At 54.6% G+C, this 12,676-nt stretch carries 11 protein-coding genes; 10 read left to right on the forward strand and 1 reads right to left on the reverse strand.

Features of this window, described 5'->3' with window-relative positions; genetic code table 11:
• Positions 1 to 248: 248 nt before the first annotated feature.
• The 6 genes from hisS (at position 249) to ltrA (ending at position 7,682) form a co-directional block, all read left to right on the forward strand.
• Complete coding sequence (hisS, locus tag ACZ439_RS20225; protein ID WP_201318195.1) at positions 249 to 1,508, forward strand: histidine--tRNA ligase; 1,260 nt, start codon at positions 249 to 251, stop codon at positions 1,506 to 1,508.
• Between the two features lie 106 nt (positions 1,509 to 1,614).
• Positions 1,615 to 3,399 carry an aspartate--tRNA ligase gene (gene aspS, locus ACZ439_RS20230; RefSeq protein ID WP_127607095.1) on the forward strand — a complete coding sequence of 595 codons (1,785 nt, stop codon included), beginning with the start codon at positions 1,615 to 1,617 and terminating at the stop codon, positions 3,397 to 3,399.
• A 29-nt stretch (positions 3,400 to 3,428) separates the two neighbouring features.
• Entirely contained in the window at positions 3,429 to 4,181 is a 753-nt protein-coding gene (locus ACZ439_RS20235; RefSeq protein ID WP_054799938.1) for a tRNA threonylcarbamoyladenosine dehydratase, read from the forward strand.
• 122 nt (positions 4,182 to 4,303) lie between these two features.
• Positions 4,304 to 5,089 carry a hypothetical protein gene (locus tag ACZ439_RS20240; protein ID WP_464620084.1) on the forward strand — a complete coding sequence of 262 codons (786 nt, stop codon included), beginning with the start codon at positions 4,304 to 4,306 and terminating at the stop codon, positions 5,087 to 5,089.
• Positions 5,090 to 5,092: 3 nt separating this feature from the next.
• Positions 5,093 to 5,563 carry a hypothetical protein gene (locus ACZ439_RS20245; RefSeq protein ID WP_464620085.1) on the forward strand — a complete coding sequence of 157 codons (471 nt, stop codon included), beginning with the start codon at positions 5,093 to 5,095 and terminating at the stop codon, positions 5,561 to 5,563.
• Between the two features lie 682 nt (positions 5,564 to 6,245).
• A complete protein-coding gene (ltrA, locus tag ACZ439_RS20250; protein ID WP_464619958.1) occupies positions 6,246 to 7,682 on the forward strand; it encodes a group II intron reverse transcriptase/maturase in 1,437 nt (478 codons plus the stop codon).
• Between the two features lie 90 nt (positions 7,683 to 7,772).
• On the opposite strand, the gene ACZ439_RS20255 is transcribed toward ltrA, so the two are convergent.
• Entirely contained in the window at positions 7,773 to 9,026 is a 1,254-nt protein-coding gene (locus ACZ439_RS20255) for a replication-associated recombination protein A (protein WP_054797878.1), read from the reverse strand.
• Between the two features lie 194 nt (positions 9,027 to 9,220).
• On the opposite strand from ACZ439_RS20255, the gene ACZ439_RS20260 reads away from it, so the two are divergent.
• From ACZ439_RS20260 to ACZ439_RS20275, 4 genes are all read left to right on the forward strand, one after another.
• The gene (locus ACZ439_RS20260) at positions 9,221 to 9,739 is read left to right on the forward strand and encodes a PCYCGC motif-containing (lipo)protein (protein ID WP_127607103.1); all 519 of its coding nucleotides are present in this window, start codon (positions 9,221 to 9,223) and stop codon (positions 9,737 to 9,739) included.
• Positions 9,740 to 9,851: 112 nt separating this feature from the next.
• On the forward strand, positions 9,852 to 11,195 hold the full coding sequence (locus ACZ439_RS20265) for a hemolysin family protein (protein WP_464620086.1): 1,344 nt from the start codon (positions 9,852 to 9,854) through the stop codon (positions 11,193 to 11,195).
• A 106-nt stretch (positions 11,196 to 11,301) separates the two neighbouring features.
• The gene (locus ACZ439_RS20270) at positions 11,302 to 11,937 is read left to right on the forward strand and encodes a YhbD family protein (RefSeq protein WP_464621148.1); all 636 of its coding nucleotides are present in this window, start codon (positions 11,302 to 11,304) and stop codon (positions 11,935 to 11,937) included.
• 4 nt (positions 11,938 to 11,941) lie between these two features.
• On the forward strand, positions 11,942 to 12,676 hold the full coding sequence (locus ACZ439_RS20275; protein ID WP_464620087.1) for a polymer-forming cytoskeletal protein: 735 nt from the start codon (positions 11,942 to 11,944) through the stop codon (positions 12,674 to 12,676).

A 12,676-nucleotide genomic window follows, 5' to 3' on the forward strand; every position in this document is an offset into this window, starting at 1 on the left:
TCGTGCTGACAGCCGAAAGACAAGGGAAGCCGGACAGTAGCCGTGCTGCGTGTAGCGGGCGTTATCCGCCTCAAGTGTGAATGTCCTTCTTCCGTCCGGCTTGCCGCGGCGGCCGATGCATTCAAATCGCGGGTGGTACCGCGGGAGAACCGGAACCGATTCTCTCGTCCCTGTTTTATCGACAGGGGCGGGAGATTTTTTATTTTTCACACCTGTGTTCGTGTCAAGGAGAAAGGAGCCAGACCCAGATGAGTATACAGAAACCTAAGGGCACGCAAGATCTGCTGCCCGGCGAGATCGAGAAGTGGCAGTATCTCGAGAATAAAGCCCGCGAGCTGTGCCGCCGGTTCAATTACCGCGAAATTCGCACGCCTGTTTTCGAGCACACCGAGCTGTTCCAACGCGGCGTCGGCGAAACGACGGACATCGTGGAGAAAGAGATGTATACGTTTCAGGACAAGGGCGACCGCAGTATCTCGCTTCGTCCGGAAGGGACGGCCGGCGTCGTTCGCGCATACGTAGAGAACAAGCTGTACGGCGAACCGGACGTCAGCAAGCTGTACTACATCGGGCCGATGTTCCGCTATGAGCAGCCGCAGGCCGGACGCTACCGTCAATTCCACCAGTTCGGCATCGAGGCGTTCGGTTCCGTCGATCCCGGCATTGATGCGGAAGTCATCGCGCTCGGGTATTCGTTCTACCGGGAGATCGGCTTGAAGGACGTCACCGTGGAGATCAATTCGGTCGGCAATCCGGCCGTGCGCGCCGCTTATCGCGAGCACATTCAACGCTTTTTTGCGCCGGTGAAAGACCAGCTCTGCAAAGACTGCCAATCGCGGTATGACCGCAATCCGATGCGGATTCTCGATTGCAAGATCGACCAGAAGTTCTGCGAGGGCGCGCCGACGATCGTCGAGCATCTGGATGAAGAATGCCGGACGCATTTCCAAGCGGTGCAGGATCACCTGGCGGCGATGGATATCCCTTACCGGCTCAATCCTCGCCTTGTGCGCGGATTGGACTATTACACCCACACGGCGTTCGAGTATAAGGCGGCGGGCATCGGGGCCATCGATACGATTGGCGGCGGAGGCCGTTATAACGGCCTTGTCGGCCAAATCGGCGGCAACGACCAGCCGGGCGTAGGCCTTGGCCTCGGCCTCGAGCGCATTCTGCTCGTGCTGCAGGCGCAGGGTGTCGAGATTCCGGCTGCGAAGCCGCTCGACGTGTACTTGATCGGCCTCGGCGAGGCGGCCGAGAAGGAAACCGTGAAGCTGCTCCAGCAGCTTCGGATGCAGGGGCTGTCCGCAGAGCGGGATTATCAATCGCGTAAAATTAAAGCGCAGATGAAGTCGGCTGACCGCCACCGCGCCGCTTATGTCGCCATTCTCGGCGAAGATGAGCTCGCGAAAGGCGAGATCACCGTTAAAGCGATGGCGACGGGCGAGCAGGAGACGCTGCCGCTCGCTGGCTTTGCCGCAGCGCTGGCCGCCCGGCTGCGGGCGTAATAAGCTGCCGGCGCGCACCCGGATATTCGCGCACCGCAGTTCCGCAATTTGCGGGCAGTACTAAGTTCAATCCTTGTTGACCACACTTTGGAGGTAGGTACGAATCATGACACAAATGTTAAAAACGCATGACTGTGGAACGTTAAGTAAAGCCAACGTCGGTGAAACCGTCACTTTGAACGGCTGGGTACAGCGCCGCCGCGACCTCGGGGGCGTCTTGTTCATTGACCTGCGCGACCGGAGCGGACTTGTGCAAATCGTGTTCAACCCGGAATTTTCCGGCGACGCGCACGGCATCGCAGATCGTGCGCGCAACGAGTACGTGCTGGCCGTTCGCGGTAAAGTCGTCGAGCGTGATGCGGAAACGGTGAACGCGAACTTGCCGACCGGCGAAATCGAAGTGCAAATTACCGAACTCGAAATTATGAACCCGGCCAAAAACCCGCCGTTCTTCATCGAAGACGGCATCGATATCGACGAGTCGCTGCGGTTGAAGTATCGTTACCTCGACCTGCGCCGTCCGGAAATGCAGCGCACGCTGCAGCTTCGTTCCAAAGCGGCGAAGGTGTTCCGCGATTACCTCGACGAGAACGGTTTTATCGAAGTGGAAACGCCGATCCTGACCAAGAGCACGCCGGAAGGCGCGCGCGATTACCTGGTGCCGAGCCGCGTCCATCCGGGCGAATTTTTCGCGCTGCCGCAATCGCCGCAAATTTTCAAGCAGCTCTTGATGGTCGGCGGCCTCGAGCGTTACTACCAGATCGCCCGCTGCTTCCGCGACGAAGACCTTCGCGCCGACCGCCAGCCGGAGTTTACCCAGGTCGACATCGAGACGTCGTTCCTGTCGCAGGATCAGCTGCTTGATCTGATGGAGAAGCTCGTCGTACGCTTGTTCCGCGAAACCGCCAACACGGAAATCCCGACCCCGTTCCAGCGGATCAGCTACGCCGACGCGATTGGCAAATACGGCTCGGATAAACCTGACCTGCGCTTCGGTCTTGAACTGAAAGACGTGTCCGACATCGTCGCCCAATCCGGCGTTCAAGTATTCGCCAGCGTCATCGCCAAAGGCGGCCAGGTGAAGGCTCTCAACGCCAAAGGATGCGGCGTCTGGAGCCGCAAAGAAATCGACGATCTCGGCGTGTTCGCCGCCCGTTACGGAGCCAAAGGGCTGGCCTGGATTACGTACAAAGACGGCGAGCTGAAAGGCCCGATCGTGAAGTTCTTCAACGAGCAGGAGCTCGAATTGCTGAAAGAGCGTCTGGAAGCCGAAGAAGGCGACCTGCTGCTGTTCTCCGCCGACACGAAGAAAGTCGTTGCGGACGTACTCGGCAACCTGCGTCTGAAGATCGGCAAACAGCTCGGCCTGATCGACGAGAGCCAGTTTAAGTTTGCTTGGGTCGTCGACTTCCCGCTGCTCAGCTACGACGAAGACGAGAAACGTTACGTGGCCGAGCACCATCCGTTCACGCGTCCGAAGGAAGAGGACGTTCACTTCTTCGATACCGATCCGGGCCAAATCCGCGCGCAAGCGTACGATCTCGTGCTTAACGGGTACGAAGTTGGCGGCGGCTCGATGCGGATCTACAAGCGCGAAGTGCAAGAAAAAATGTTCGCCGCTCTCGGCTTCTCGCCGGAAGAAGCGAATGAGAAATTCGGCTTCCTGCTGGAAGCGTTCGAGTACGGCACACCGCCGCACGGCGGGATCGCGTTCGGGTTCGACCGGTTGGTCATGCTGATAACCGGCCGCACCAACCTGCGTGAGACGATCGCCTTCCCGAAAACGGCCAGCGCGACCGATTTGCTTACCGATGCACCTGGTACGGTGGACGATAAGCAGTTGGAGCAGCTGTCCATTCGCATTGCCGTCAAGCCGCCGGTTACGAAATAAGAGGATTTGCTGAAAGGAGCGTACCCTCGATGCTGCATCAATTTTCACGAACGGAACTGGCGATCGGCCCGGAAGGGCTGGACGTCATGAGAAACAGTACGGTTGCGGTGCTCGGCATCGGCGGCGTCGGCTCGATTGCCGCCGAAGCGCTGGCCCGCACCGGGGTCGGCCGCATCGTTATGATCGATAAGGACGTGGTGGATATCACGAACGTGAACCGTCAAATCCACGCTCTCCTATCGACCGTTGGTGAGCCGAAGGCGGAGCTGATGCGCGACCGCATTCTGCAAATCAATCCGGAGTGCGACGCCATTGCACTGCGCATGTTTTATACCGAGGAAACGTACGAGAAGCTGTTTGAATATCCGCTTGATTACGTCCTGGACGCTTCGGATACGATCAGCTACAAGATTCACCTGATCAAGGAGTGCCGGCGCCGCAAAATCCCGCTCATTTCGAGCATGGGGGCGGCGAATAAGATGGACCCGACGCGTTTTCAGGTGGCGGACATCTCGAAAACGACGGTTGATCCGCTTGCTCGCGTCATTCGTCACAAGCTGCGCAAGGAAGGCATCCACAAGGGGGTTAAAGTCGTCTTTTCCACGGAAGAGCCGATAAAGCCCCGGGAGGATGTCACCCAGCGGATCGTACCGGACAACGCGCCGGAAATCCGCAAGGCGCAGCAGCCTCCGGCGAGCAACGCGTTCGTGCCGCCAGTGGCCGGCCTGATTATGGTTAGCGTTGCGGTGCGCGATCTGCTGGCTAAAGCCGGCCTCAATTAACTTCTGCCAACCGGCATCTCTGCTTCATGCGGATGCCGTTTTTTTTGCATTTGTAAAATTTCCAGAATTGGGGCAAGCTACCTGGTGTCTGATTTAATCGCAACCTTATCGGGGTGAGTCGTATGAACGGCAAGGCGAAAAACCGCAACAACCGTCGCAGTTTGGCTCATATGAGCACGCTGAATGTCAACATATTGCATTTCCGCAAGCCATGGGTGACTGCCTGGTGGTCGGCCGCTTTTCCGGGCTTCGGGCATTTGCTGCTCGGCAACCATTTCAAGGGGGCTATCCTCATCGTGTGGGAAGTGCTGATCAACATGCAATCGCACATTAATGGAGCGATGGTGTTATCGATTCACGGCAAATACAAGCAAGCGGCGCTCATTATAAATCCTCGCTGGGTGCTCTTATACATTGCGGTCTACATTTATGCCATATGGGACAGCTACCGAACGACGATCGAACAAAACAAAGTGTTCACGCTTGCGGAACGGGAGAATGCGCCGATCATCCGTTTTCAGATGAACTCGCTGGCGGTTCAATATTTGGACCTTCGTTCGCCATGGCTGGCGATGGTCTGGTCGCTGCTCATGCCCGGGCTTGGGCAGATGTATCTGCACCGGATTCCGACCGGTTTTTTGCTTCTTATCGGCTGGATTGTAATGGCTATCAACTCCAATTTTATGGAATGCCTTCTGCTTACGATAGAGAGCTGGGGCCGCATTCATTCGCCCATGGACCCGCAATGGTCGTTGTTTATGCCGTCGATTTATGGCTTTGCGGCCTTTGACGCCTATGTGTATGCCGTGGAAAACAACAAGCTGTTTGAAAAAGCGCAGCGGCAGTGGCTGGAAGAAGAGTACCAAACGTTGGGATTTTCGATCAAATCAGGTGCAGGAGGGTTGTAATCGATGTATATCGTAGCGACCTTCCGTTACTCCATGGAATTGGAACTTGCGATCAGCGACCTGCACGGCACAGGGATCGGAGCGGATTCGATCGCGGCGGTTCCGCTGGATCGCCAAATGCCGGGTCGGGCTCATTTTATGGATACGATGCATCGATCGGACGGTGTCAGCCTGTTAGACGGCCCCGCTGTGCTTGGGACCGTGTTAGCTGTTCTGGGCGCTTCCCTCGGGTTCAGCTGGACATGGGGGCCGATTATATGCGGGCTGCTCGGGCTTGCGCTGGGTGCGCTGCTCGGGATGGGAATCGATTACTGGGTAAACCGGAAAAAAAGAAACCGTGAAGCCAGCTCGTCACAGAATGAAGGCCAGGTTGTATTGATCGTACATTGCTCGGAAGAGCAATCAGAGCTGGTGAAGCAGATGCTCCGCTACCGGATGGCGATGGCGGTCGGCCAGTGGGGATCATACGCATGAGACGAAAAGAGACAGTCCCGCTTGGGACTGTCTTATTGCGTGCGACGGGCAGTCGTGTCACTAGCGCAATGGCGCTATGAGCTATCTATTAAAGGCGGCGGCAACGATACCGTAGGTAAAAACGAGCCAAGAGCCGAGAACGATACTTTTCTCGAAGGTGAAAGTCCTTCCTCAAGAGTTCTGGTACAGCTTGAGAAACCTAATCTAGGGCAAGGATTGCGAGGTGCTTGTCTGAAGGAGATGCGGGATGTCGAGAGACCCGTAGGTGGATGAGCAGACCCAAATGCGAAAGCGTGAAGCACGAAGCGGCGGGGTAAGTCGGCGACTGTGCGTAAATAACGGGAAGCCTGCGGAACGGCAAACCGTTGCTCAAGGAGCCAGACGAGCAGCGGTGGCTTATCATGTGAAGGTGCTGGGTATGTTCAGAAGGAAGACACGATGACCCCGTGAGATTCTCTGTCCTCCCTGTAAAGGATGGCTATCTATAAGGCTTCGCCGAAGTGGTACCCATGTCAGAGAATTCAGACGTTCTCATAGTACGGAAGTAGGCAGACGACCAAACGTCTGCTGAACGGAAGGGGAACGACCTCGTGGACGAACACTTGAATGTAGCGTCGAACAACCGTAACGATACCGCGGTAAGAACGAACGGAATGGACGCAATGAAAGGTGAGAGATAGACTTGAATCAGGAATTAAAGCTAAAATGGCACAGCATCTACGGACAGATTCTGTTTGAAAGACGACTTCATGAAGCATGGAAACAAGTAAAAGAAAACAAGGGAGCAGGAGGTATCGACGGGGTAACGTTGGAGGCGTACGAGAAGAAACTGGAACACAATCTCACCATGCTCCTGAACAAACTCAGAGCCAGAGAATACGTACCTTCTCCGGTCCGAAGACGTTACATACCGAAGAAAAACGGAAAACTACGACCGCTTGGAATTCCAAACATCGAAGATCGAATCGTACAACAAGCTATAGTCAATGTACTACAGCCGAAGTGCGAAGAATCCATCTTTCATCGATGGTCATGCGGATACCGCCCAAACTATGGAGCAAAACGGGTAGCCCAAATCATCCTATGGAACATTGAAACGGATCATCATTACATCTATGACTGTGACATACGGAGCTTTTTCGATAAAATCCCGCACAAGAATCTCATACGTGTGCTGACGAAATATATAGCCGATGGAACTGTCTTAGATATGATCTGGAAATGGCTGAAGGCAGGATATATGGAGGAAGGGAAATACCACGAGGTAGATTCCGGCACTCCACAGGGTGGCGTGGTGTCGCCGTTGCTTGCGAATCTGTATCTAAACGAGCTGGATTGGAAACTAGAGGAACATGGCATACGGTTCGTACGTTATGCCGATGACTTCTTGCTCTTCGCCAAAACAGAAGAGGAAATTAAGAAAGCCGCGGAGATCACCCAAGCAATGCTACAAGAGCTAGGACTCGAAGTGGCTATGGAGAAAACGAAGACGGTTAACTTCAAGGACGACGACTTCGACTTTCTTGGCTTCACCTTCGAGCATTGGCGAGAACGCAAGAAGGACGGCAAGCGATACTTCATAGCGAAGCCAAAGGATAGCACGTGGAAGGACTTCAAACAAAAGATCAAAGTGAAAACGAAGAAGACCTTGACACTGAACAAAAAGGCATGGTTGGAACGAGTAAACCCCATCGTTCGGGGGAAAGTAAACTACTTCCTAAACTTGTACCATGCGATGGAGGAAAACAAGAAATACGGACAAGAAAGCCGTTGCTTCGTAAATGCCTGTCGAAACAACCTACTCGACATCGACGGCTATATCCGCCAGAGATTGAGAGTTGCCATGATCCACAAGCATCCGAGTCAGAGAAAAGGACATGCGATGAAAACCAAATGGAACAACGAGTTCTTTGCCCGAATAGGGCTAGTCCCTGCCCATTGGCTGTACATTCATGAGCAGTACGGTTACTCCCTTGAAGAATATCTAGACTACATGAAGCGGCGTCAAACAGTTAAACAAGAACGTAAAGTACAGAAAGCAAAAGAATGCGGTGAAGAGTATTACACTCCCGACCGCGTCCGCAAGATGCAGTATTCCCAGAGATTAGCGACATTCTGAATTCAAGTTGAATCACGTTGGTGAGCCGTATGCCTTAGTAGGGCACGTACGGTTCGATAAGGGGGAAACCATGAGAGTGGTTTCCCTACTTTATTTTTTCATATAAATTTTCGCTTCGACGCCGCTGTTCTGGGGCTCGTAAAATTTCGCGTCCTTCAGCGGCTCCGGCATATACTGGACCTTGCCGGCACGGTCCGGATGGTCGATCGGATTGACATATGTCTTCGAGCCGTCCTTGATCGAATCCGGCACCGGGTATGCCCGGTTGTTCTTCACGGTGTCGAAGGCGCGCGCGATTGCCTTGTATGCGGAGTTCGACTTCGGACTTTCGCATAAGTAAACCGCAGCCTGCGCAAGCGGGATCCGAGCTTCCGGCATGCCGAGGAACAGCACCGCATCCTTCGCGGCGAGCGCAATTTGCAGCGCGTGCGGATTGGCCATGCCGATGTCCTCGCTGGAATGGACGACCATGCGTCTGGCGATATACAGCGGGTCGACGCCCGATTCGAGCAGCCGGGCCATCCAATAGAGCGCCGCATCGGTTTGGCTGCCGCGGATGCTCTTGCAGAAGGCGGACGTCAGGTTGTACATGTCGTTCGTCGTGACGGCGTTGAGCCGGAATTGGAACGCCTGCTGCACGGTCGCCAAATCGACCGTATCCGCATCGGTGAGACTGTACACGGCATTCTCCAGCGCATTCAACGCATTGCGGATGTCGCCGTTGCAAATGTCGGCCAAATAATCGAGCGCTTCTGTCTCGATCGATACCTTCAGCTTGCCGAGGCCGCGCTCCGGGTCGTTAAGCGCCTCGAGAATCACGCGCTTGATCTCCGCCTCAGACAGCGCCTCGAGCCGGTATATCCGGCAGCGGGAAGCGAGCGGGGGGATGATGTCGTGCGCGATCGATTCGGTCGTGGCGCCGATCAGCGTGATCGTGCCGTTCTCGACGACGGGCAGCAGCGCTTCCTGCACATTCGATTTCATCGCGTGGATCTCATCGATGAACACGATCGTTTTGTGACCGTACAGCTTCAAGTCATCAAGCGCCTTGGCGAATACGCCGCGCAGCTCGGCGACGGTCAAGGAGACGGCATTCAGCTTGACGAAGTGGGCGGACGTTAAACGGCTGATAACGGCGGCCAGACTTGTTTTGCCCGAGGAGGGCGGACCTTGCAAGATCATCGACGACACGCGGTCTTGCTCAATCAGATTGCGCAGCAGCTTCCCTTTGCCAATCAGGTGCTGTTGGCCGGCAATGTCATCCAAGCTGCGGGGGCGAAACCGTTCCGACAACGGCTCGACGACTTCCCGCCGCTCTTCGTAGTTATAATCGAATAGGTCCATGGCTAACTCTCGCTTTACATATGGAAATTAGAACGGATGTTTCTATTTCATAAAGTTATTTTACCACATGAGCGGCAAACATGGAATTTCAACGCAGCTCCAGCGGCGAAAGCTCTCCACACGGTAAGTTTTGGCACCGCGGCCATTATTGATGTACAATCGAAGGTAAACGAATGAAGGAAAAGAGGGAACGTATGAAACAAGCGGTCAAACCGGTAATCGCGCTTCTGCTGCTGGCCTCCGTCGTCTCGGCCTGCGCGCCGAAGACGGCCCCTTCTGCCGAAGGTAACGGCAGTGCGCATGCCGGGCACACTCAGCAAGGACATCCAACGCCGCAGGGCGATATTCAAGAAAAAACAGCTTCCGCGGACGCGCTGCCGCGTTTTCTGGACAAACAACCCGAGGATGTGCGCCTCGTCTATGAAGCCGCCGGCAAAGCGGCCGATCTCTTGAAGTGGATGCCCTGTTACTGCGGCTGCGGGGAGAGTGCCGGTCATATGAGCAACATGAACTGTTTTATTAAGGAAGTGCAAGCGGACGGCTCCGTCGTCTGGGACGATCATGGCACGCGCTGCGGCGTATGTTTGCAAATTGCAGTCAAGTCGATCAAGATGAAGCAGGACGGCAAGACGCTGAAGGAAATACGCCAAACGATCGAGCAAACGTACAAGCAAGGCTTTGCCAAACCGACCCCTACGCCGATGCCGTCGTAACCCGGAAGGAAGACGAAGCGTCGCACTTTCCCGTTCTAGCCGTGCCCTTGGATGTATAGGGTATTAGTATAGTTTCAAACTAGACTTCTTGCGGTTGGGAAGGTGAAAGGGCTTGATCAGCGATCCGTTCCCCCTTTGGTTAAACATCGGGTTTGTACTGCTGCTGGTGTGTTTGAACGGTTTTTTTGTCGCTGCCGAGTTCGCCATCGTCAAAGCGTCCCGCAGCCGGCTCGCGAAGCTCACTTCCGCCGGCTCGCGAAGCGGACGGTGTGCGAGCTTGGTCCTGAGCAATGTGGACGCGTATTTATCCGCCTGTCAGCTCGGAATCACATTAACCTCCCTCGGGCTCGGGTGGCTTGGGGAACCGGTCGTTTCCAAGCTGCTGGCGCCGCTTTTGCGCCCGTTCGGGCTGCCGGAGTCCGTCGTTCACATGGCGGCTTTCGTTCTGGCATTTACGCTCATCACGACGCTGCACATTACGCTCGGCGAGCAGTTTCCCAAGACGTATGCGATTCGCAAGTCGGAACGTGTGACGCTGCTTTCATCCGTTCCCTTGGCGGCGTTCTACAAGATCATGTACCCTTTCATTTGGATGCTGAACGGGCTGTCGAACGCGCTGCTGAGGCTGACCGGCATCGAACCGACGGAGGAGCATCGCAGCGCCCATACGGAAGACGAAATACGCGTGCTGATGAAAGAAAGCAACCAGAAAGGGTTAATCGACAATACGGAGCTGACGCTTGTCGATAACATTTTTGAATTTACGGAAACGAATGCGCGTGAGATTATGATTCCCCGTACGGAAATGATATGTTTGTACGCCCAGCGCTCCTATGAGGACAATAAAATGATCGCGATCAGCGAAATGCATACGCGGTACCCGGTATGCGATCCCGATAAGGACGCGATCATCGGTTTTGTCCATATTAAAGATTTATTGAAGCTGACGGATGGCGAAGGCGAGTTGCTGACGATCGTAAGGCCGATTATGAAGGTCGCGGAATCCATGCAAATCAGCGCCTTATTGAAGCTGATGCAGAAGCGCAAAGCGCAGATGGTGCTATTGATCGACGAATTCGGCGGCACGAGCGGACTTGTTACCTTCGAGGATATTATCGAGGAAATTGTGGGTGAAATCCAGGACGAATTCGACGAAGAACGCCCGCAGATCGAGCGGAAGGACGAACGGACGCATTCGATCGACGGGCGCTTGTTGATCGAAGAGGTGAACGGGTATTTCGGTCTCGAAATCGAATCGGACGATTACGATACGATCGGGGGATGGATGTACGCGCAGGTTGAGATGCCGCCCACCAAGCTGCAGCAGGTCGAGTGGAATGAACGGTTTGTGTTTACCGTAGAGGAAATCGACCATTTACGTATCTCCCGCATTCTCGTGACGCCGAGTAAGAATGCGAAGCATAGCGATCCGGCATCCGGAGACCATGGGATGTAAGCCGATAAATGCCGGAAAAATTGACCTGCGGGAAGGTCATTTTTTTTCGAGTTTACAACGTAACAATGTTATGTTACATTATTTCGTATAAGGTGGTGCGGTTATGATCGAGCAAGAGCTCATATCCAAGAAAGAATTGCTGGAATTGACAGGTATTTCGTATGGCCAACTGTACCGCTGGAAGCGGAAAAATTTAATTCCCGAAGACTGGTTCATCCGCAAATCGACGTTTACCGGGCAGGAAACTTTTTTTCCGAAGAAAAGCATTTTGGCTCGTATCGATAAGATCGTCAATATGAAGGAAGATTTATCTCTTGACGAGTTGGCGGACGTCTTCTCGCCGGAAGTGGCGGACATGGCGGTAGGGCAAAGCGAACTTTTGGAACGTAACATTGTTTCGAAACAATCGCTGGAGTTGTTCACGAACACGTTCGGCGACGGACCCGTGCTCCCGTTCGGACGCATCTTGATCGCTTATATGCTCGATAAGCTGCTGCAAGCTGGCGATATCAATCTGGACGAAGGCGTTATGATGCTGCAGACGCTGCATGGCCACGAGTCGGCAATAGAGAACAAAAGTTGGGTGCTGGTGTTCATTCGCAAGATGGGCATCTCTTCGTTCCTGATGATCGGCGGTTCGGATTCCGTTATGTTCGACCCGGGTACGAAAGTCGTGGCCCGGTTGAGCTTTGCCGCGTGCATGGAAGAACTGAAGATGAAGATGAACGATGGAAGGGGATGACCCAATGGAATCGCGCAACAATTTGACGGTCACCGGGACGGGCGGCGCGGCCGGGGGCTTGTATAAAGACATCAAGGTGATGGGGGAAGCGGACTTTAACGGCGATGTCGACTGTCTGGCTCTCAAGTGCAGCGGTACGGTGAAGGTAAGAGGCGGCGTGAAAAGCACGTCGTGTCGTATCAACGGAACCTTCGATGTCAGCGGCGATTTGGTCACAGGGCGCGCGACGATCAACGGGAGGATGGCGGTCGAAGGCAACGTGAAGGCGCAGGAGATCAAGTCGAACGGCGAAACGACTATTCGGGGCCATGTCGCGGGGGACCGAATTCATTTGGAAGGTTATTTCCAAATAAAGGGCCGCTGCGAAGCGGAGCAACTGCGGATTAAGGGCATCTTCAAAATCGCCGAGCTTGTCAATGCGGATTCGGTTGATCTTGCTCTGCACAGCCGATGTCAGGTTAAGGAAATCGGCGGCGAACGCATCGAAGTGCGGCGCGGGACCGGGACGATGCTGAAGAAGCTGCTCGGCTCCTTGTTTCTTCCGGCGGATTATTATGAAGGCACACTGACGGCTGAATCGATCGAGGGCGACGACGTTTATGTGGAGTACACGCAGGCGGAGGTCATCCGGGGGCGGAACGTAGTCGTCGGACCCGGGTGCCGCATCGGCCGGATTGAATATAAGAACAAGCTCGAGCATACGGCGGGATCGGATGTTACCGACGCTGTGCAAATTTGA

The sequence above is a fragment of the Paenibacillus sp. JCM 9796 genome (genome assembly GCF_055379675.1).

Bases quoted from the DNA above. Each gene is read 5' to 3' on its own strand.
- ACZ439_RS20245 (WP_464620085.1), top strand. From the start codon at position 5,093: ATGTATATCGTAGCGACCTTCCGTTACTCCATGGAATTGGAACTTGCG.
- ACZ439_RS20260 (WP_127607103.1), top strand. From the start codon at position 9,221: ATGAAACAAGCGGTCAAACCGGTAATCGCGCTTCTGCTGCTGGCCTCC.
- ACZ439_RS20275 (WP_464620087.1), top strand. From the start codon at position 11,942: ATGGAATCGCGCAACAATTTGACGGTCACCGGGACGGGCGGCGCGGCC.
- ACZ439_RS20255 (WP_054797878.1), bottom strand. From the start codon at position 9,026: ATGGACCTATTCGATTATAACTACGAAGAGCGGCGGGAAGTCGTCGAG.
- hisS (WP_201318195.1), top strand. From the start codon at position 249: ATGAGTATACAGAAACCTAAGGGCACGCAAGATCTGCTGCCCGGCGAG.
- ACZ439_RS20235 (WP_054799938.1), top strand. From the start codon at position 3,429: ATGCTGCATCAATTTTCACGAACGGAACTGGCGATCGGCCCGGAAGGG.
- aspS (WP_127607095.1), top strand. From the start codon at position 1,615: ATGACACAAATGTTAAAAACGCATGACTGTGGAACGTTAAGTAAAGCC.
- ACZ439_RS20240 (WP_464620084.1), top strand. From the start codon at position 4,304: ATGAACGGCAAGGCGAAAAACCGCAACAACCGTCGCAGTTTGGCTCAT.